The following is a 21,204-nucleotide window of genomic DNA, read 5'->3' on the forward strand; positions in this document are numbered from 1 at the left end:
GATCAGTCTTCCTTCCGTTCAGAGTTATAAATTATGCATAAATTTTATTAAATATTATTATATATTTTGTTGGTTGACACAAAGCAAGAAATGACTTATAGTAATGATGGATTGTGACTAGTATTGTAGGCAAAACCACTTAATGAGTTGTGGTTTTGCCTTTTTATTTTGTTTCGAGAAAGAGTGAGCCGTATGACAATTTTAAAAATACTGAATAATAATGTAATTGTCACACGAAATGAAAACGATCGGGAAATTGTGGCAATGGGACGCGGAATTGCTTTTCAGAAAAAGCCTGGAGATAAAGTTGATTCTGAAAGAATTGATAAGATCTATGCGTTGTCAGATCAAAGCACTTTCTCAAAGTTTCAAGCCATGCTGGCCGAAATCCCTATGGAGTATATGCTCCTGTCCGAGCGCATCATTGATTATGCAAAAAACCGACTTGGGAACAAACTAAATGACTGTATTTATATAACCCTGCCCGATCATATTTCAACCGCCATTGCCCGATATAAAGAGAATATTGTGTTGGAAAATCCGCTTCTTTGGGACATCCGACGTTTTTATCCGGATGAATTCGAAGTAGGATTAAAGGCTAATCAGATTGTTCTGGAAGAAACCGGGGTAAAATTTATTGAGGATGAAGCGGCTTTCATTACGCTGCATTTTATCAATGCCGAGTTGAACAGTCAAATGAAAAACGTTTACGGCATTACGAAGATCATGCAGGAAGTCTGCACGATGGTTAAAGATTATTTCCATATGGAGTTTGATGAATCATCTCTGAATTATTACCGATTTATCAACCATGTCAAATTTTTTGCGCAGCGTCTTTTATCTGGGAGCCGTTATAAAGACGGTGACGACGATTTGTTGGAAGTCATTCAGTTTAAGTATAAGGAAGCCTTTCAATGTGCAGAACAGATCAAGCAGATGATTTTCAGCAGATACAACTACGATTTGGGGAAGGAAGAATTGTTGTACCTCACCATTCACATTTCCAGGATAACTCAAAAATCTTAACCCGTTTGACAAGGGATTGTAATGATTCAGTTCAGCAAAACCCGGATGGCATAAGCATGATGCTTTGCTGTTCGGGTTTTTTCTTTTAAATGAAGAAGACCTTTGGCACTATTTTATGAATGAATGAAACCAGCGCGCGGGTTTTATTTATCTATGATTCAAAAAGGAAGTGATTGATTTCTTTTATCCGTCGGCAGACTTAAAATTAAAAAGTCCCGCCAAAACGGATTTGTTAAATGATCAGTCCAAAGAAATTTACTTAGGGAGGAAATAAGAATGGCTATCGATATGGAACAGCTAACTGCTACGATTATTGAAAAAGTCGGCGGCGCCGAGAATATCTCGTCGGTTTCTCATTGTGTAACACGCCTTCGTTTCAGTCTGGTTGATAAGGGCAAAGCCGATACCGAAAGTCTGAAAAAAGTCGAGGGAGTATTAGGCGTAACCTACGGGATGGAACAGTATCAGGTTATCCTGGGACAAAACGTTTTCGAAGTTTTTGATATCATTGAAAAAAACTATCGCTTGAAAACCGGCGATATCGTGGAGGAATATCACAAAGAGGATCTTAAGCCGGTGCCCAAGAAAAAAACCACATTGAAAGGCTGCATGCAGGATCTTTTCGGTTTTATCGTCAGTTCCGTAACACCGTTTATTACCGTCATCTACGGCGCTGGTATGTTAAAAGTGGTTATGTCACTGATTGCTTTTGCGTGGCCGGATGTCACAAACAACTCAACCTATATGATGTTCAATTATCTGTCACAGACAGCATTTTACTTTATGCCGATTTTAATTGCCTATGGCGCCGCCAAAACCCTGAAATCCAATCCGGCTTTTGCCATTACTATCGTGGCCATGCTTTTATATCCTGATTTTGTGGCCTTGATCGGAGGCAACACGAAAATGGATGTTTTCGGCCTCCCCGTTACTCTCGTCGTAAAATACTCCAACACGCTGCTTCCGGCATTATTATCAACATATCTAGTCGCAAAACTCGAAAAATTTTTCTACAAGGTGATTCCCGGCGTTCTCCGCACAGTTTTCGCGCCGATGCTGACACTGGGCATTGCAATGCCGATCGTTGTTGTTTTCCTTGCCCCGATCGGCGCGGTAACCGGTAATTATGTCGTCGAAGCCTTCAACTGGATCTATCGTGTGGCGGGTGGTTTTGCGGTCGGTATTCTTGCAGCCGCGATACCGTTTATTATTATGAGCGGTATGAATATGATGTTTGCCCCGTTTATGGTCAGCAGTATATCCTCTTTGGGTTACGACGCGTTTTTCCGTCCCGCGTTTCTTCTACATAACATGGCGGAAGGGGGAGCCTGCCTTGGTGTTGCGCTCAGAACAAAAAACAAATCGATTAAGACCGACGCCATCAGCGCGGCAATCGGCTGTATCGTTTCCGGTGTTTCCGAGCCTGCGATTTACGGGATTAATTTTAAGCTGAAAAGGCCCATGATCGCCGTCATAATCGGCGCCGGTGTCGGCGGCTGGGTTGCCGGATTGTTCGGAGCCAAAGCATTTGCCATGGGTTATTCCAGCATTCTTGCCGTTCCGATCTTTGAAAGCACAATGCTCATGATTACCATAGCCATTGTAGTTACGATTCTTATATCTGCCATTATGACTGTGATTCTGGGTTTTAAAGATGTTCCGGAAATAGATATTACCAGTGAACAATAAGGAGTAACCCAACTCCATTTCAGGCTGTGCCTTCGCTTTATTCTGAGGCCCTATGCTGAAAACGAAGCTCCCTCCGGCGAAATCCCACCCCGAGTATCTTAAGTGGATTTCGCCCGGAGAAACTCGTATGAATTTAAACAACCAGGCAAGAGTCCATATATACTGAATGCTGCCCGGTACAAGGAATGTTTGATATGATGAAATTATTCAAGAAAAAGCAGAAAAGTCTCGCTGAGGGAAATATTCTGACCGCCGTCGCCGACGGAAATTTGGTTTCGCTGGATAATGTCCCTGATGAAGTATTCTCAAAAAGGACATTGGGCGACGGTGTTGCGATTCAAATAAGGAGTAATACCATTGTTTCACCGGCTGATGGAGTGATTAACTCCATTTATCCGCATGCTTTCGGAATCACCCTTTCGAACGGAATTGAAATTCTGGTTCATATCGGCGTGAATACGGTCGTCCTCAAGGGAAAAGGCTTTGAAACACTCGCAGAAAAGAATACATCGGTAAAAAGAGGGGATAAAATCATACGGATTGATAAGGAGTTTATCGAAAGCAGCGGATTAAACTGCATTACGATGATGGTCGTCACCGATCCAAAAGACTATCATTTTACTTTTCAAACAGAAGGAATAGCTTGCGAAGGGGCCAGCATTGTTGCCACTTATAAAACTATGACAGAGTAAAAAGGAGATATCTATGAACAACGATAAAAGATCTGGATTTCCCCGCGGTTTTTATTGGGGAGGAGCAATCGCCGCTAATCAGGCGGAAGGAGCGTATCTGGAGGGCGGGAAGCTGCCTTCCACGGCGGACATCAAATCGCAGGGCTTTTTCGGCGGGTTAAGACGAGACGCTGATTTTTACCCCACTCATAAGGCCATTGACTTTTATCATCGCTATCGGCAAGACCTGAAATTATTCCAGGAGGCAAACTTTAACATATTTCGCACTTCAATTAATTGGGCGAGAATATTCCCCACGGGCGAAGAAAAGGAGCCGAATGAAAACGGACTCCAATTTTATGAAGATTTGTTCCGGGAAGCAAAAAGCGACGGGATAACAATCATGATTACTATTTCTCATTATGAGACGCCTCTGGCGCTTGTCGATAAATACGGGGGATGGGATAACCGAGCGTTTATCGACTTCTATCTCCGTTTTGTCCGTACGATTGTCACCCGATACAAGGGTTTAGTGAAATTTTGGCTCACCTTTAATGAAATTGGAAATGCGGCCGTAGTCCCGATCTGTTGGGACGCCGCCTGCATCGATCCCAAAAGTGATCACTTGTTGCAAAGAATGTATCAGGCTGCCCATCACCAGTTTGTCGCCAGCGCCCTTGCAACGAAAATAATTCACGAGATTGATCCTGACGCAAAAGCCGGCGCAATGATCGCCTATAAGACAGTATATCCGTACACCTGTAAAGTCGAGGATGTCAAAGCTGCGGAAGATGCCAAAAGAAAAGAGTATTTCTTTTCGGACGTTCAGGCCAGAGGCTATTATCCCTCCTATATCCGGCGGTATTTTGAAGAAAACAATATCCATGTCGCAATGGAAAGAGGCGACGAGGAGATTATCCGGCAACATCGCGTCGATTTTATTTCCTTTAGCTATTATCGCTCCCGCGTCGTATCCGCCGGCTACGAAGAACCTGCCGAAAAAACGACGGATTCACTGGAAGGATTAGTCAATCCCTATCTGCCTAAAACCGACTGGGGATGGACGATCGATCCCGACGGGCTGCGGCTGGCATTAAACGATCTTTATGACCGCTATCAAATGCCCTTGTTTGTTGTGGAAAATGGTTTGGGTGCGAAGGATATTGTCGAAAAAGATGGATCGATCAACGACACATACCGTATTGAGTATCTGTCTGCGCACATGAAAGCCATGAAGGAAGCAATCGCAGACGGCGTCGATCTGAGGGGCTACACCATGTGGGGCCCTATTGATATTGTCAGCAACGGTACCGGTCAAATGTCTAAGCGGTACGGCATCATCTATGTTGATCTGGATGATTACGGCAAAGGCACCGGCAAAAGGATTAAGAAAAAATCCTTCGACTGGTACCGAGAAGTAATTGCAAGCAACGGAGAAAATCTCTGAAGCAAAATCAGGTGCCACACATTTGTTGCAGCACACAGGAAACTGCCCTGCGCCCCGCAGCAGCTAGACTTCTCTGCAAGCTTTCTGCAGCCTGTTGCTTAAACTCACCCATAATCTGTTTCCCGGCACTCTTTGGGCATAAAAGCAGGGGTATTGCAAACCGAATTTGCAATAGCAAATTATACAAATGATCCACCCCAAATGCAAGAAAATGCGCCTTGAAATGGACTTTTCAGCCCATTCAAAGCGCATTTTTTGTGCAACATTTTTTTGAGAAGCTATGATGCTAAAACACGCCGATCTGCCTGGTGGAATCACCCCTTGGGCGAATGCCCGTTTTCACGTCGACGCGTACGGACGCGTGGGCCAGCAAATGATTCTTGCTGTCGTAAACGTCGAACATGATATACGCCGTGCCAAGGCCGTTTCCGGTGACTTCATAATTGCCGTTTTTCAGCTTTGTAACTGCCGCGGTTTTATCGTTTGTGGAAGTGACTTTTACGGATGTGGCTTTGCTGCCGGTCAGCTTCACACCGATCTGGTATTTGCCGTTTACCGGCATCTGGTAGGTTCTTGTGTCCAGTGTAATCGAGTCGCCCGTGCCTGCAACAATATAATAGCTGAAATGGGTCGTGGTAAAGACCAGGTATCCGTCCTGCACCGTCGCGCCGAGATCTGTCAGCGTGCCGTCCGCCTCATAGCGGTAGACGTGCGGCGTGCCGTGGATTCCGGCGGGGACGGGAATTCTGACCGTGACGCTGCCGGTGAAAGATACCGGGTTTCCGTTCTGGTCAAGCAGTTTCAGATGATAAAGATGCGGCGCCCCGATAATGTTCAGGGCCGCGTCGGACACGGCAGAACGGTAGGCCGCAGCGCCCTGCGGGTCGGCCGCGCCTCCCAACGCTCCTTCCGGAACACCGGCAGACGTTTCCGGAGTAACGGAAAGCGACACGCCGGTCACACCGGACGGGAAGCTCGCGCCGGAAAGATCGGCCGCCGCGCCGGTTTCACTGTTTGTGACCGCGGACGGAAGAGACGGTGTCGAAACAGTTGAAGAGGAGGAAGAAGAATGGTGACCGGAACCGCCGCCGTTGTCGGACCCCGAAACAGTCACGGCTGCCGTGCCGTATTTGCTCGGGTCGGAAGCGGAGACTGCTTTCACTGTCAGCGCTGACGCGGTTTCATCCGCAGCCACCGTCAGTTTTCCAGCTTGGTCCATCACTGTTTTTTTGCTCTGATTGCCCGCTACCGACCACGTCACCGCCTGACTTGGAGAATTCGTCCCCCCGACGACGGCGCTGAACCGCAAGGAATTCCCCCGGCGGATCGTCGCTGTGGACGGCGATACCGTTACGCCGGAAACACCGGGCAGCGGCTGGACCGTGACTGCAACCTCGGCGCTTACGCCGTCGTCCAGTACATATCCTTCCTCCAACGGCAGGACGGGGGAAAAGGTATAGGTTCCCGCCTGACTTGGATCATACGTGGGCGTGGAAGTCCATGTGACGGCTGTGGTTTCCGGCTTGCCGTCAACGGTAAGGGTCAGGGACGACGGCAGTTTCAGGTCCGCCTGCGCCGTGCCGTTCGCGACCCTCTGCGCCGCCGGCAGACCGGCGACCGCGGTGACAATTTTTTCACCGACTATCTTCGCCGTCGTTTCTTTCATAACAGACGAATTCAGCTTGTCTTGGTAACAGGCTACAAGACTCGCGGGCACGATGAAGGTAACGGTCACAGGTCCTTCACGGAAGGCATCCTCTCCGATTGCATCCAAGGACCCTTTCAGAACGACGCGGGTCAGGGCGGTGCAGCGGAAAAATGCGTCTTCGCCGATCTGGCGGACTGATTTCGAAATCGTGACGTCCGTCAGGCCGGTACAGTCCTCAAACGCATCCTCTCCAATGGCTTCAACTCCTTCGGGAACCGAAAAGGTTCCGCTTTTGCCTTCGGGACAAAAGATCAGCGTGGTCTTATCATGGTTATAGAGTACGCCGTCTTTGCTGGAATAAGCGGCATTGCCGCCGTTCACGTTGATTTCGGAAAGCTTAGTGCAGCTCATAAACGCCCAATTGCCGATGCTCCGCACGGAATCGGAAATCCGAATCCGGTCCAGGTACGAACATTGTCTGAATGCATATTCTCCAATACCGGTGACGCCTTCGGGAATCGAAAAAGTACCGCTTCTCCCCTCGGGGCAAACAATCAGCGTTTTTCCGTCGCTGTTATACAGTACGCCGTCTTTGCTGGAATAAGCGGTATTGCCTTCCTCCACGTCGATTTCGGTCAGTTGGCTGCAGCCGTCAAAAGTCCAACTTCTGACAGAAGAATTGTCCGAAGTGACCGAAGCAGGGATTGTGACTTTTGTCAGGCTGCTGCAATCACGCAATGCATTGTCGAAGATAGAAGTTACGCCGTCAATAAATCTGACTTCTGTAACCAGGCCGCGAAAGCTGTCGTCAATGACCTGTGTGCAGGCTTTGTCTTGATAGAGATCCTTGCCGTCACAATAGACGACAGTTTCCGTCTTTTCCAGGCTGTCCGGGTCAATCTGAGGGGAAACGGCTTTTCCGTACAGCGTTTTCGGGATCAGGATCCCGGCCTTGGTGCCGGTGTACTTTGTCAGTTTATATCCGCCGGCCCCGTTCTCAGCAAACAGAAACGTGTTCGAAAAGCTGGGCAGGGTATCGGACGCCGAATCGCCCACCAGGTAAAGGTTCCTAAGATTTGTGCAGTGAAAAAACGAATCATCCGCAACAGTGAGCTTTTCAGACGGGGTGAGGGCGACGCTTTTCAGGTTTATGCACGCTTCAAATGCCCACTCGCTGATGGAATCGACCGAGGGAGGGAGTTCCACGGATTGAAGAGACGAACAATATTCGAACGCATCCTCCCCTATTGTTTCAAGACGACTGTCCGCACCGAATGTGACGGAGCTAAGCTTCTCGCAGTCCACGAACGCACCGGCCCCGATGGAGGTGACGGAGTCCGGAAACACAACACCGGTCAGGCCGAAACATTCTTCAAATGCTCCGTCCGCTACGGCGGTGACACCATCCGGCAGCGAGAGGACCCCGTTTTTCCCCTCCGGGCAGGTGACCAGCGTTGTTTTGTCATTGGTATAGAGTACTCCGTCTTTGCTGGAATAAGCGGTATTGCCTTCCGCTACGTCGATTTCGGAAAGCTTATAGCAGCTTATAAACGCCCAATCGCCGATGCTCCGGACGGAATCGGAAATCCGAATCCGGTCCAGGTAGCAACATTGTTTAAATGCATATGCTGCAATGTCGGTGACGCCTTCGGGAACCGAAAAAGTACCGCTTTTCCCCTCGGGGCAGATGATCAGCAAGGTTTTATCCTGGTTATACAGTACGCCGTCTTTGCTGGAATAAGCGGCATTGCCTTCCTCTACGTTAATTTCATCGAGCGCGGTGCACTCTAAAAATACATCTTTGCCAATCGACGTAACCGAGGCGGGAATCTTAATTGATGTAAGGGCACATGCTTCGAACGCCTCGTCTCCGATCGTTTGGAGCCGGCAGTCCGGATCAAACGTAACGGATGAAAGAGAGGAACAGTCTTCAAAAGCGTCGTCGCCGATGGATTCGACTGAAGGCGGCAGTGCAACGGATGTAAGCGAAGTGCAGAATCGAAACGCTTCTTCTTCGATCGTTTTGAGGCTGCTGTTTTTGCCGAACGTTACGGAGCTTAACTTTTCGCAATCATAAAATGCCGCGTCCCCGATGGTTTCGACTGAATCCGGGATCGTGATGTTGGTCAAACTTTCGTAACGCCAGAACGCGCTAGACCCGATGGCCTGCGTGCTGTCATTCACCTCGATGCTCGTAATAGATTTCGTATCGCCGTCGAAGGGCGTCGTGCAGTTCGGGTCCTGATACAGGCCCGAATCGCAGTAATAAGCGGTTACGCCGGAGTCCGTCGCGTCCGCAGCCTTTGCAAATGCCGTCAAGCCGGCGCCCTGCGTCATGCCAAGCAGCAGGGAAACAGAAAGCAGCAGGGAAAGAGCTTTTTGAGTGATTTTTTTCATCTTTCTAATCAATCCTTTCAAGTGTCCGCAGACAGGGCACCATGAATTCCATTCATGAAATCCGGTTTGTCCGGGTAAAATCTCCCCTCGGGAGGATCAGCGGCAAAAACACCCGCTTCCCATTTAATGTACAATAGAAAGCGGGCGTTTCATATCCCCCATTTGGGGTATTTTTTGTTTCCGGGGCGGGCCATGCCGGAGCGTCAGAGCAAACCGTTTTGCCGGGCGGCCCGGAGAGCGGAGACTTTCCCGTCGGCGTCAAGCTTTTGATAGATCGCGCGCAGATGCGTTTTAACCGTGCCGGGAGAGATAAAAAGCCGGTCCGCGATCTCGTTTCGCGTCAGTCCGCGGTCCAGGCATCGTAAGACCTCAATTTCCCGCGCGGTCAGGGACCGGTCCTCTGAGAGCAGCGGGCGAACGGCTTCCAGATAGGAGGCGCAGATTTCCTGAGCCCGGCGTGCAAACGTATCCTCGTGCGCATTCTTCGGCAGGGCCCGGAAAACCGGCAGGAGATGCCTTGCGCACTCCGCAAACGGCAGGACAATGCCGTCCGGCTTCGCCATGTCCAACGCTCGGATAAGCTCCGGCACGGCGGCCTCCGCGTTGGAGAGATGAGCTTTTGCCGCCGCTCTCAGGATTGCGCCGTGCAGGAAACCCAATCGATTCTGAAAGACGGAGAACGACGCGTCGAAGCTGTCCGAGAGCGCCTCCAGCTTCAGGTATTCGCCTTGCGCCAGCAATGCCTTTCCGTAGACCAGCCTGTCGAACCCCATGCCGCCGAAATACAGGCTCAGCGAGGAAAGTCGACCGTCCTTCAGCCATTGCGGAATCGGCATTTCCAGCGGAACGCAGAAATACCCCTCGCACAGCCGCGCCATCGACAGATAAATGGGATTGCTTTGCTTCTCGGCGTCCTCGCGCAGGGCCCGCAGCAGTTCCCTTGCCGTTTGTAATTGTCCCAAGGCGAAATTTGCCCGCGCCCCGCAGAAGCGCGCGCAGATCATAATACTGATCTGCGCCTTGGTTTCCGCCTTATAGACCGCTTTTCGGCTCTCAGAGACCGCCGTCCGGAAATCGCCGGTCTCGCAGGCAAGCTCCGCCAGCGCAAGCGAGTCGCTTCCGATGCCGCACCCGTCGGAAAAGGCGGGATGGAAATTGTATTGGCTCAGTTCGGCAAGGCTTTTGAGCGAACCCGCGTCGCGGAAATAAAGGTAGAGATAGTGCGGCAAACCGAAGGTGAACTCATTAACCTGAAGCATGATGGATGACTGACGTCCGTTTAAAAGGCGCAGAATCTCATCATTGTAGGCATGCATCGCCTTTAAACGATTGAACGCGGTGAATTTGCGCACACAAAGAATTTCAGCGAGGATGCGGTCCCGTTCAACTCCGCCGATTCCTTTTTTCCTCCGGAAAACGGCTTCCAGCCTGTCCAGCCGCCTTGGCAGGTCCGCAACGACCGATTTTTTGCCGGACACCATGGAAAAGAACAGATACCGCAGATAGGCAACCGGATACTCGGTCAGCAGTTCCTGCGAGCCGGACTCGAACACCTCGTCTGCTCCGTCAAAATCCGTGTAAAGGTTGCGGATGGGTAACGTGCGGTTCATATGGGAAAGAATCCGCTCGGTTTTTCCCGCCCTGGCAAGGCAGGAATAGGCCGGCCGCAGATCGTTTTCCTGCAGGAGCCATTCTCCCAGGCGCGCGTAAAGGGCACGTTCCTCTTCCGATGAAAAATTCTGCCGCGCGCGAAGAAAATCCAGCAGAACGGGATGGATGCGGTAAAGCCGCTCCTGCCCGTCATACTGAATAAACGCGTTCTTTTTTCGCAATATCCGCAACAACTCGTAGGAATCCTGGCGGCCCGTCACAGAATCCGCCTGCCGCGCCGTGAAGCTGTCCATCACGGAAAGCTGGAGCAAATAATGGCGGATATTTTCATTGTGTACCTGGAAAAGCGTCTGGTCGATCAATTCATCCAGCGTGGGGGTCATCCCGATCGGGATTCCCTTTTCCATGCCGGCCAGCATAACGTAAAGCAGGCTGATCCAGCCGTCCGCATAGACAATCAGTTTATTGACCGCGTCGTCGGTAATCCGGAATTGGGTCAGCATGCAGTAGCCGCGCACCTCGTCCGCCGTGAATTTCAGCTGCGCCCGCGAGATCACACAGCACCGTTCCCGTGCAAGTGAGAGAGCAAGGTCAAAGTCCGATGTATCGCGGGTCAGCACCGCCAGGTGCAGATTTTCGATGTCCTCTTCCCCCAGCCGCAGAAGAAGCTCCGTCAGTCCGGTTCCCACCGCCAGCTCGTAATTGTCAAGCACCACGACCACAGACCGCTTCAGTTCCAGTTCGTTCAGAATGGAGAACGCTTTTTCCCGTCGGGGAGTATCCGCCGGGGGACCCAGTTCCGCCAGCTTTGCCCCAATCGAAGGGTCGCGTTTCCCCATTTCCTCGGCAAAGCGCGACCAAATTTCCGACAAGCCGTGCATTCTCTGGAAAGAAAGCCACACCACGTCGTCCCGCCGGCCCGAGAGATAGTCTTTCACGGCGGTCGTCTTCCCGTATCCGGCGGGCGCTTCCACAATGGTGAGAGGGTATGTATCAATCGAGAACAGCAGGCTGTTCAGCCGTTTCCTTATTAAATGCTTTGGCCTGTCCAAGCTACCAAGCCTTCTTCCAACATTTTGCTTTTTCTGTAAATATGGTAGCATCAGTATGGCTGTTTTGCAAGAGCGGACGCTCGGGTTCTTCCAAGGCCGCGCCGCCGCCGTGCGTTCGTCTTGCGCGCTTGCCCCTTCATGTTCCTCCCCCCCGGCTCTCTTTTGAGCAAATTACCTCTATCTCTTTCCTGCCCGTTCTTGCGGCGGCGGAACAGACCAGCGCGATCCGGCCCGGTCGGGACAAACGGAGCCCCGCTTCAAACCCGGCGGCATCCGGCCCGGTAAGTTAACTTTTTTCCGCAGTCTGATATTCGTGACAATCAACATAAAAAATTCACGATCCGGAAAAAATATATTGACAAATGTCTCGCGAATGTTATAATCTAATTAATGCAACCGGTTGCATTAATTAATAATAAATTAAATAACAATATTAATGCACAACCGCAAAGTTATATTGATTATCTTTGATTATTACAGGAATTTTAAAAAAACATCGGTGCTATTTTAGTACACCGGTTGCACAGGAGGAAATATGTCAGCTACAATTCGCGATGTGGCGAAAGCCGCGGGGGTTTCTTCGTCCACCGTCTCACGCATTATCAACAATAAGGGAGTCATTTCAGAGGAAACACGGGATCGGGTTTTAAAAGTCATGAAAAAGCTGGATTATGTCCCAAACGATACGGCGCGAAGCTTTGCAAACGGCAGCACGTCCGCGATCGCTTTGGTCATTGACGTGATAGAAGCCCGTTCTTTTTCCAATAACTTTTTTAACAACAGCGTGTTCGGCATTGAAACAATCGCGCATGAAAATAATTTTAACCTGATTATAACCAACGGTCACATGCAAAAGGGGAATACGACCTCAGCCGACAAATTGGTATTCGGGAAAAAAGTTGACGGCATCATTTTGCCGAATTCCTTAATTAGCCACACCTTCATCGGGAAATTGAATAAAATCCGATTTCCATATGTCGTTTTAGGCGACCCAAGGATGCTCGACGCCGATAACAGCTGGGTGGATATCAATAACGTTCAGGGCGGAACTCTTGCGGTTCATCACTTAGTGGAAAACGGTTACAAAAACATTGCGTTTTTGTCAAGCGGCAGTAAAGAAATTTTTAATCAGGACCGCATTACCGGCTATAGCCGCGCGCTGAACGAGCTGGGGCTTCCCGTCCTGAAAGAGCGGATCCGCCATTGCAATTCCGACGTGGGTAGCGGCTTGGACGTCATGTCGCGGATGTTTCAAGCCGAGCATCCCCCGGACGCGGCGATCTGCAGCGACTATTACCTGGCGGTGGGCGCACTCCGCGCGGCGCGGCAAAACGGGATTCCGGTCCCCGAAGCGTTCGGCATTATCAGCTTTGACAATACGCCGGTGACCGAGCTTTCGGAGCCCTCCATCACGACGGTGGATATCGATACTTTCGGGCTGGGCGAACAGGCGGCTTCCATATTAATACGGAAGATCAAAGACAAAGATATGAGCAGCAGGCAGATTTTGATTTCCACAAAAATTATTGAACGGGAATCCACAAAAAGGAATCGAAGGAGGCAAGACGGTGAATAAAGCGGCTCTGGCACATCGGCCTGTGGAAAGCTTCGTTTATCCGGTTCATTCAAAGAAACTGGTCTTTCGCTTTCAGGCCGCAAGAAAAGATTTGAAATCCTGTTTTTTGGTCTTCTGGCGAAGGGATGAAGCCCCCAAAAAAATCCGACGAATTCCAATGCGATGCACCCTGCGCGACCGGGAGCACGATTATTTTTCCGGCAAAGCCGTTTTTCAGAAAACAGCTTGCTACATAAGGTACTATTTTGAACTGAGCGACGGCAGCCAGACCGTATGGTACGGGGCGCAGGGAGCACAGCCGACCAAACCGGATGAAAATTATTTCGAATATCTTTACCCCAATGCGGGCGATGGACCTCACCCGCCCGAGTGGTGCGAACGACAGATTTATTACCAGATTTTCCCGGAACGCTTTCAAAACGGAGACAGAAGCAACGATCCCCCGGATACCGTGCCGTGGGGGTCATCCCCAAGCCGAGGCAACACCATGGGCGGCGACCTGAAGGGTATTATCGACAGTATCGATTATCTTTCAAAGCTTGGAATTACATGCCTCTATCTGACTCCAATCTTTCATGGCTCGTCAAATCATAAATATGATACGATTGATTATTACAAAATAGATCCGCAATTCGGCACGGAGGAAGATTTGACAGCGCTTACCGATCAGTGCCACAAACAAGGGATTCGAATTGTTCTGGACGGAGTGTTCAATCACTGCGGTTATTATTTTCCGCCCTTCCAGGACCTGGTGAAAAACGGAGAACGGTCAAAATATAAAAGCTGGTTTTTCCCGCTTGAATTTCCTGTAAAGTCCGACCCGCCGAATTATGAATGCGTCGGATATTATAAATGGATGCCGAAGCTGAATCTTTCCAACCCGGAGACCTGCGATTACTTCGTAAATGTCGGTAAGTACTGGGTCGGAAAATGCGGGATTGACGGTTGGAGGCTAGACGTAGCGGACGAAATAGAGGGACGGTTTTGGGAACGCTTTTCCGGAGCGCTGAAAAAGGATTTCCCGGAAGCCGTGCTGATTGGGGAAAGCTGGGGCGACGCAGGCCGTCTGGTGCTCGGCAACCGTCTGGACGGAGCGATGAACTATCTTTTCAAAAACGCCGTGACCGATTGGCTGGCAAAAGGAAAAATCGACGCTCCGGAATTTGATCACCGCGTCAACCGTATGCTGTCCCTGTATCCGGAAGAAACCCGCCGATGTATGTATAATTTGCTGGATAGTCACGATACGCCTCGTTTTCTGTACGATTGCGGGGGAAATCTGCAAAAGCTGAAGTTGGCGGTCGCGCTCATGATGACATTTCCGGGCTGTCCGGCCGTCTTTTACGGGGATGAAATCGGCCTGACGGGAGCAAACGACCCGGACTGCCGGCGGGCCATGAACTGGGACGGCGCCCGGCAAAACCATGCGCTGTTCGCCTGGTACCGCAGGCTGATTCGGGTCCGAAAAAAATACGGCGCGCTGATCCGGGGAAATTACTGCGCCAATCTTTGCAGCTCTGAAACGGGACTTTACGGATTCATCCGGTCCGATCGGGGGCAGAGCCTCTATATCGTTATAAATCCGACCAACCGGAAACAAAACGCCGCTGTCCCTCTTTTGGAACCGGAAAGCGAATGGTTCGACCTGCTGAGCAAAGAGACGGTGTCTTCCGAAAAAACCCAGAAAGGAGAAAGCTATTACAATGACGACATCGTGCGGTACGAAAGCAGGCTTCAAACAACCATGGCGCCCTGTTCCGTAAAAATTTATATTCAGAAAGTGGTGTGAAGCATGAAAAAGCAAGCGGGCAAAAAAATTCTGGCATTTACCCTTTCATCAGTCATAATGTTGACAGCACTGACTGCATGTTCCGGGCAAACGCCAGAAAATAGTCCATCATCCACAGACCGGCAGGGAAGTCAAGCGGCTTCCCAAAACAACGCGCCAAAAGAAACCGTTACGTTAAACTTCTGGCATCATTACAGTGCACAATCTCCGGAGAACGAAACTCTAACGAAAGTATTGATTCCCAAATTCGAAGAAGAGAATCCGGGTTATAAGATCAACGCGACATCCTATGAATGGGCAAAGCTTCATGACAAAATACTGGTCAGCGCCAACGCCCACACCTTGCCTGACGTCGCGCGGCTGGATATCGCCTGGGTTCCTGAATTCCAAAAGCTCAATATTCTTGTCCCCGTTGATCAGGAAATGAGCGATTATTCTCAGTATTCCGGCAGCCTTTTGGAAAACGCCATGAGCACGGCAAAAATCGGCGGAAATTACTACGCGCTGGCGCTCAATACCAACACAAAGATCTTGTTCTACAACAAAAACGCGTTGAAAGAAGCGGGCGTACCCGTCCCGAAAACGATGGAGGACTTCGCCGCGGCGGCCAAAAAACTCTCGGGCAAAAACAGCGGCGGCCAGCAGGTATGGGGATGCACGGAACCCGCGCTGGCAGGCTGGAATGTACTTCCTTATATCTGGAGCATGGGCGGCGAAATTACAAACAGCGACTATACAAAAGCCTCGGGGTATTTAAACGGGTCGAAAACAGTAAAAGCAGTCCGGATGCTTGCCGATCTATATAAAAACAAAGCGCTGACCGGCTTCAACAGCGGAGATATCCCCATGACCGACGGTTTTGGAACAGGCCGTTATGCCATGCTTCTGGAAGGGCCATGGAAAATTTCCGAACTAAAAGGGGCGTATCCCGCGTTCTCTTATGGGACGGCGGACGTACCCGCCGGAGAGGGAGGGTCCCATTCCGTTCTGGGCGGCGAGGATATCGGCATGTTTTCTTCGGCGAACAAGGAGGGCGCATGGAAATTTATGAAATTCATGACCGGTGAGTTCGCTCAGGAGGAAATGGCAAAATGCGGGCTGATTCCCGTCAACAAAGCGGCGCTGGAAAGCGCTACGGTCAAAGAAGCGTCCTTCGCGCCGTTCCTGGATGCGATTCAAAGCGCCAAAGCGCGTCCCCCGGTGGCAAAGTGGACTGAAATCGACAATCAGCTGACAACCGCCGTCACCGCCATTGTAAAGGATGGAGCGGATGCGCAAAAAACACTTGACTCGCTTGCGCCTCAAGTTGATGAATTCCTAAAATAGTATAAACCAACAACGGCAGTTTCGTCAACAGTCGGCTGAAATTGCTATCTGGAGAGTTGTGATGGGAAAGGATGGCGTCATGGAGGCAAAATCGCTGAAAAACAGGCTGCAGATCTTTTTGCTTTTACTGCCCGGAATTTTCATGTTCGCGGTGTTTACCATTTATCCGATCGGGAAACTGCTTTTCATGAGCTTTTTCCAAAGCGGCTACGGCTCCTCTCCGGCAGATGCCTTTGTCGGTTTTCAGAGCTATAAAATGGTCTTATCAGACCGGACATTCTGGGTTTCCTTTGAAAACACATTACTATACACCTTGGTTACGGTACCGGCTCAAATGGCGACGGGCCTTCTGGCGGCCGTCCTGATCAACGGACTTCCCCGCTTTCAGGTTGGCTTTCGGGTAATTTATTATCTTCCGGTTATCACTTCGTGGGTAATCGTATCCCTTGTGTTTAAATACATTTTCAACACGGAAGGGATGTTGAATTACTTTCTGTCGCAAGTGATCCGCGCGACAGAAGGAAACATCGCCTGGCTGGACAGCCGCTGGGGCGGGCTTACCGTCGCCATGCTTCTTGGAATTTGGAAGGGCGTGGGGTGGAATATGGTTGTTTTCCTGGCGGCTCTGCAAAACGTGCCGAAAGCCCTTTACGAGTCCGCGTCGATTGACGGCTGCGGCGCCGTGCATAAATTTTTCTACATTACGCTCCCAAGCATCAAAAGTACGACCCTGTTCGCGCTGGTGATGCTGACCATAGGCGGATTCAACGTCTTCACGTCCATTAAAATGATTACGGACGGCAAGCCGATGCACCAAACGGAAACCGTTTTAACATGGATGTATTACAAGGCTTTTAACGAGGGACAGTTCAGCTATGCCGCCGCTCTTTCCTTTATTGTCGCAGTTGTGCTTGTCTTCCTCGCGGTGCTGCAGTTCAGGACAATGAAAAACAGGGACGAAGGAGATTGACGCGTGCCTATGAAAAGAATCAGATACTCCGAATTATTGATGTACTTTGCTTTATCTTTGGGCGGGCTTGTCTCCGTGCTGCCGATGATCTATATGCTCAGTACGTCCCTTAAGCCCAATGGGGCGCTTTATGAATATCCGCCTCATTTCTTTCCCAGTAAAAGCAATATCACTGTCGAAAATTATATTTATATTTTCCAGCAGCAAAAATTTTATATCAATTTTATAAACAGCTTGCTCGTTTCGGTTCTGACAGTCGCGCTGGCCGCCGCCATATCGACGTCCCTTGCTTTCTGCATTGCCCGTTTTCGGTTTCCGGGGAGAAAAATGCTGTTCGGCCTGGTGATCGCAACCATGATTATTCCCGGTACGGCGCTGATTGTCCCGCAGTTTGAGCTAGCGACTTTTCTCCATATTACAAACAAATTATGGGGACTGATCCCCTTCTATGTCGCGTGGGTCATTCCGTTTTCCACCTTTATGATCAAGGGATTCATCGAGGGGATTCCGCGCGACTTCGACGAAGCCGTCTATATGGACGGCGGGAGCGTATTTACCGTTTTCAGGGTGATCGCCGTACCGCTTTCAGGTCCGGCGATCGCGTCCGTAAGCATTTTCAATTTTCTCACCGCCTGGGAAGAGTATCCCTGGGCATTGACGGTCATAAACGACAACGCGAAACGAACTCTTCCGATTGCTATTGCAGGTTTTTTTGGCGAGCATCAGTTCACGCAGTGGGGCTATGTTTTCGCCATGTCCGTTGCAAGCTTAATTCCGGTACTGATCATCTTTATCTGTTTTCAAAGATATTTTGTGAAAGGATTGCAGACCGGCGGGATCAAGGGCTAAGTCCCGCCGTCCCTGCGTGGAGTTTCAATTCGTCCTGAATTGCGTACTGGAAAGTTTCATTTCAGGCGGCATCAAGCCCGGATTCGTCCGGAGCGTTGCAGGGCCGATTGAAGCATTTTTCCCAGGAACCGCGCGCGAATCGGACGGAAAGCAGGACGCAGCGGGTGACGTTGTCACCGATCATGCAGCCCCAGACGGCCACCAGCCCGAGGCCGAGCAGCCTGACGCAAAAGACCGTCCCCCCGATCCTTACGCCCCACATGCAGAAGATGGAAAAAAACAGCGGCGCGCGGGTGTCTCCCAGACCGTTAAACACGCCCTCCATAATAATCGCCACCGCGAACATCGGCTCTGAAAGCGCGATCATGCGCAGAAGTACGGCGCCCTGGTTCACCACGTCGGCATTTCGGGTAAAAATGCGCATCACGTGGGACGGAAACAGAAAAAGGAACAGGCTCATGCCGCCCATCATGCCCACGGCGAGCGCCGTGATGGTCAGGGAGGAACGGCGCAGGGCCCTTTTGCTGCCCTCCCCCGCCGCGTTGCCCGCCAGCGTGGAGGCCGCAGTCTGCATTCCGTAGCCCGGCACATAGAACGCCTCCTCGGCGGCGAGCGCGATGGTGTGGGTGGCAAGCGCCAGCGTGCCGAGCCGGGATACCAGTCCCGTGAACAGAACCTGACCAAAACACGCGGAGACCCGTCCTCCCGCGATGGGCAAGGCCACGCGGACGCACTCCTTCATCACACCGCGGTTGATTCGCAGGCCGAAGCCGCGCGGGGTGAGCCGTTCGTCCCGGCAAAAAGCGGCAAACATCAGGATTCCCCCGCACGCCTGGGCAATCGCGGTCGCCGCCGCGGAACCCGCTACCCCAAGGCCCAGACCGGGAAACACGAGTCCGCCTGCCAGTTTTGTCGGGTGGTAGATCAAAAGCGCGTTCAGCACGATATTGATGAGATTGGCGATTACATTCACAATGAGCGGAGACCGAGTGTTCCCCACCGCGCGCAAAACCCCTCCGAACAAAATCATCGCGGCCCGCATCAGCATGGGCATACTGGTGATGAAAAAATAAAGATAAGCGTCCCTGTAAATTTCAGGCTGCACGCCGAGCCAAATCGGCAGAACAGGGCTCAGGGCCATGCCCGCAACGCCGAGCACTGCGCCCGATAGCAGCGTCAGCCACACCGACTGCGCCGCCGCGGTTCGCACTTTTTTCGGGTTGCCAGCCCCGTCCGCCTTCGCGATGCAGGAAAGCACGCCGATGGAAAGCGCGAACATCGGGCTGTTGATCAGCCACGTGCTGGTCGTTGTAAGGCCCACCGCCGCAGACGCTCCGGCACCGAGACGCCCCACCATCGCCGTGTCCACATAGGTTTCGGCCGTCTGCAGCGCCTGCTCCAGAACGGTCGGCCAAGCCAGCGTCCAAATTGAAGAAACCATCAGCCGCCCGTTCTGTCCGCCCGCGCCTAAAAAGCGCATGGAATCCCGTCCCCCTGGTTGAGGCCGCCCCCTGGGGCCGGCCTCATATTCTTGCCGCCCGAAAAACCAGCGGCGGCAGATGCTGTTCCCTTTTTGTAGATGCTTTCATTATATAAAAAGAATCTTAGAAATGCAATAGATAAGATACATTAAAAAACATCCCAAATTTTTATTGGCCCTCTTCCAAAATGAATCAGCGGCCTCCATCAGCTTGAAAAAAATCGCAGAAAAGCAGATTTTTATTCCTCGCTGTTCAAATTTCGGTTAAAAAATCCCGTACGGTTTTCGACAAGCCGTGAAATCCAACAGAACCGCACAGTTTTATCTGTATCTTCATAAATTCCATACCATTTCTTTTCTATCCACGGGGCCGCCTGTCGCTGCCAAAGCATAGCACAAGCGCAGCTGAACGCAGAAAAATGCGCCCATGCCGGCCCTTTCAGCCGAAACAAGGCGCATCCTCCGCCGCCGGCTCTCTCTTTCACCCTCCGGGGTTTAAACGGGCGCCGGCATATTGTCTCATCCGTTTTCCCCGCCAGGGCCCGCGATCCTTAAAGCGCCACGCGAAGCGGCACTTTCAGATGATTGGCCGGGAAAGAAATCTCTTCGCCGGTCAGGACCTCCACAATCCCCTGCGCTGCCGTCATGCAGCAGCGCTTTACCGCTTGCTCCGTAGTCGCCGCGGTGTGAGGCGTAGCCACCACCTGCGGCAGGTTCAGCAGCGGATGCTCCGGGCCGATCGGCTCCCCGTCGTAAACGTCCAGTCCCGCCCCAAGAATCTCGCCGCCCTGCAGCGCCGCAATCAAATCGTTTTCCACAACCACATCGCCGCGCGCCACATTGATAAACGACGCTGTCGGCTTCATCAGCCGGAAGTCCCCGGCGGCAATACTGCCGCGCGTCTGCGGGGTCGACGGCATGTGCAGGCTGACAAAGTCCGCTTCCCTGAGAACCTCCGCCTTTGTTTTCAGTTGGATCGGAGCTTTCAGCTTTTCCTGACTGAGGAAGGGATCGTACCCGATGACTTTCATTCCGAGACCATAGGCCGCTTTTTTTGCGAGCAGCTGTCCGATTCGGCCGCACCCGAGCAGTCCAAGCGTCATTCCCTGCAACTCAAAGGTATTATGAAGCGTATACCGCACATTGAAGTCGCCCCCGCGGAAGATTTCGTCCACATAACGAAATCGCCGCGCGCAGGCAAGCATTAAAAACAAGGCATGCTCCGCGACGGAATTGGAGTTTCCCGTCGGGGCGTAAACCACCTGGATTCCCCGTTTTGTGGCGTAATCCAGATCAATATTGTCCAGACCCACCCCGTGCTTTGCAATGACCCTCAGGTTTTCGGAAGCGTCGATCATGGCCGGCGTCACCTTTCCGGTGCGGCACAGAATCCCCTCCACCTGAGTCTCGCGAAGATCCCGGATAAAGTCCGCTTCGCTTTTTCCATGGCTCACCAGGACCTCAATTCCGTTTTTTCGCAGGATGTCCCGCCCGGACTGATCCATTTCTCTTAAAAACAGTACTTTCATTTTCCCAAGCTCGCTCCTTAGATAAATCATTTTCCGCGACGTTTTCCCTGATCCAAATGTATCTTTTTCAGTGGATACGTTTCCTGTTCGTGGTAAATCTTTTCCGCATCATTGATTATATGCGCGATGTATTATATAATCAAA

Annotated in this window: 13 protein-coding genes; 9 read left to right on the plus strand and 4 right to left on the minus strand. The window is 51.1% G+C overall.

The window, feature by feature from the left end; all coding sequences use genetic code 11:
- Positions 1-192 precede the first annotated feature (192 nt).
- The 4 genes from licT to HCR03_RS10015 all read left to right on the plus strand — a co-directional run bounded on the left by licT (position 193) and on the right by HCR03_RS10015 (position 4,833).
- Positions 193-1,026, plus strand: coding sequence for a BglG family transcription antiterminator LicT (licT, locus tag HCR03_RS10000; protein WP_066650385.1), 834 nt, complete (start codon positions 193-195; stop codon positions 1,024-1,026).
- A gap of 276 nt (positions 1,027-1,302) precedes the next feature.
- Positions 1,303-2,715: a PTS transporter subunit EIIC gene (locus HCR03_RS10005; protein WP_066650383.1), complete on the plus strand. Its 1,413-nt coding sequence runs from the start codon at positions 1,303-1,305 to the stop codon at positions 2,713-2,715.
- 194 nt (positions 2,716-2,909) lie between these two features.
- Complete coding sequence (locus HCR03_RS10010) at positions 2,910-3,407, plus strand: PTS sugar transporter subunit IIA (RefSeq protein WP_228724936.1); 498 nt, start codon at positions 2,910-2,912, stop codon at positions 3,405-3,407.
- 13 nt (positions 3,408-3,420) lie between these two features.
- Positions 3,421-4,833: a glycoside hydrolase family 1 protein gene (locus HCR03_RS10015; RefSeq protein WP_066650379.1), complete on the plus strand. Its 1,413-nt coding sequence runs from the start codon at positions 3,421-3,423 to the stop codon at positions 4,831-4,833.
- 286 nt (positions 4,834-5,119) lie between these two features.
- On the opposite strand, the gene HCR03_RS20760 is transcribed toward HCR03_RS10015, so the two are convergent.
- The gene (locus HCR03_RS20760) at positions 5,120-8,878 is read right to left on the minus strand and encodes a leucine-rich repeat protein (RefSeq protein WP_187034157.1); all 3,759 of its coding nucleotides are present in this window, start codon (positions 8,876-8,878) and stop codon (positions 5,120-5,122) included.
- A gap of 203 nt (positions 8,879-9,081) precedes the next feature.
- On the minus strand, positions 9,082-11,541 hold the full coding sequence (locus HCR03_RS10025; RefSeq protein ID WP_187034158.1) for a helix-turn-helix transcriptional regulator: 2,460 nt from the start codon (positions 11,539-11,541) through the stop codon (positions 9,082-9,084).
- Between the two features lie 535 nt (positions 11,542-12,076).
- Here HCR03_RS10025 and HCR03_RS10030 point away from each other — a divergent pair.
- From HCR03_RS10030 to HCR03_RS10050, 5 genes are all read left to right on the plus strand, one after another.
- Positions 12,077-13,117, plus strand: a complete 1,041-nt coding sequence (locus HCR03_RS10030; protein ID WP_187034159.1) for a LacI family DNA-binding transcriptional regulator — start codon at positions 12,077-12,079, stop codon at positions 13,115-13,117.
- A complete protein-coding gene (locus HCR03_RS10035) occupies positions 13,110-14,906 on the plus strand; it encodes a glycoside hydrolase family 13 protein (protein WP_187034160.1) in 1,797 nt (598 codons plus the stop codon). The genes HCR03_RS10030 and HCR03_RS10035 overlap by 8 nt, the downstream gene beginning before the upstream one ends.
- A 3-nt stretch (positions 14,907-14,909) precedes the next feature.
- Entirely contained in the window at positions 14,910-16,232 is a 1,323-nt protein-coding gene (locus tag HCR03_RS10040) for an extracellular solute-binding protein (protein ID WP_228724937.1), read from the plus strand.
- Between the two features lie 61 nt (positions 16,233-16,293).
- Positions 16,294-17,202, plus strand: coding sequence for a carbohydrate ABC transporter permease (locus HCR03_RS10045; RefSeq protein ID WP_066650369.1), 909 nt, complete (start codon positions 16,294-16,296; stop codon positions 17,200-17,202).
- Positions 17,203-17,211: 9 nt separating this feature from the next.
- Positions 17,212-18,051 carry a carbohydrate ABC transporter permease gene (locus tag HCR03_RS10050; RefSeq protein ID WP_187034161.1) on the plus strand — a complete coding sequence of 280 codons (840 nt, stop codon included), beginning with the start codon at positions 17,212-17,214 and terminating at the stop codon, positions 18,049-18,051.
- Positions 18,052-18,112: 61 nt separating this feature from the next.
- Here the strand turns inward: HCR03_RS10050 and HCR03_RS10055 are convergent, their stop codons facing one another.
- Positions 18,113-19,531, minus strand: a complete 1,419-nt coding sequence (locus HCR03_RS10055) for an MATE family efflux transporter (protein WP_156991242.1) — start codon at positions 19,529-19,531, stop codon at positions 18,113-18,115.
- Positions 19,532-20,082: 551 nt separating this feature from the next.
- Positions 20,083-21,060, minus strand: a complete 978-nt coding sequence (locus HCR03_RS10060) for a hydroxyacid dehydrogenase (protein ID WP_228724938.1) — start codon at positions 21,058-21,060, stop codon at positions 20,083-20,085.
- Between the last annotated feature and the right edge of the window lie 144 nt (positions 21,061-21,204).

The sequence above is a fragment of the Caproicibacter fermentans genome, from assembly GCF_014303955.1.
GTDB classification, from domain to species: domain Bacteria; phylum Bacillota; class Clostridia; order Oscillospirales; family Acutalibacteraceae; genus Caproicibacter; species Caproicibacter fermentans.

Bases quoted from the DNA above. Each gene is read 5' to 3' on its own strand.
- licT (WP_066650385.1), top strand. From the start codon at position 193: ATGACAATTTTAAAAATACTGAATAATAATGTAATTGTCACACGAAAT.
- HCR03_RS10005 (WP_066650383.1), top strand. From the start codon at position 1,303: ATGGCTATCGATATGGAACAGCTAACTGCTACGATTATTGAAAAAGTC.
- HCR03_RS10010 (WP_228724936.1), top strand. From the start codon at position 2,910: ATGATGAAATTATTCAAGAAAAAGCAGAAAAGTCTCGCTGAGGGAAAT.
- HCR03_RS10015 (WP_066650379.1), top strand. From the start codon at position 3,421: ATGAACAACGATAAAAGATCTGGATTTCCCCGCGGTTTTTATTGGGGA.
- HCR03_RS20760 (WP_187034157.1), bottom strand. From the start codon at position 8,878: ATGAAAAAAATCACTCAAAAAGCTCTTTCCCTGCTGCTTTCTGTTTCC.
- HCR03_RS10030 (WP_187034159.1), top strand. From the start codon at position 12,077: ATGTCAGCTACAATTCGCGATGTGGCGAAAGCCGCGGGGGTTTCTTCG.
- HCR03_RS10040 (WP_228724937.1), top strand. From the start codon at position 14,910: ATGAAAAAGCAAGCGGGCAAAAAAATTCTGGCATTTACCCTTTCATCA.
- HCR03_RS10045 (WP_066650369.1), top strand. From the start codon at position 16,294: ATGGGAAAGGATGGCGTCATGGAGGCAAAATCGCTGAAAAACAGGCTG.
- HCR03_RS10050 (WP_187034161.1), top strand. From the start codon at position 17,212: ATGAAAAGAATCAGATACTCCGAATTATTGATGTACTTTGCTTTATCT.
- HCR03_RS10055 (WP_156991242.1), bottom strand. From the start codon at position 19,531: ATGCGCTTTTTAGGCGCGGGCGGACAGAACGGGCGGCTGATGGTTTCT.
- HCR03_RS10060 (WP_228724938.1), bottom strand. From the start codon at position 21,060: ATGAAAGTACTGTTTTTAAGAGAAATGGATCAGTCCGGGCGGGACATC.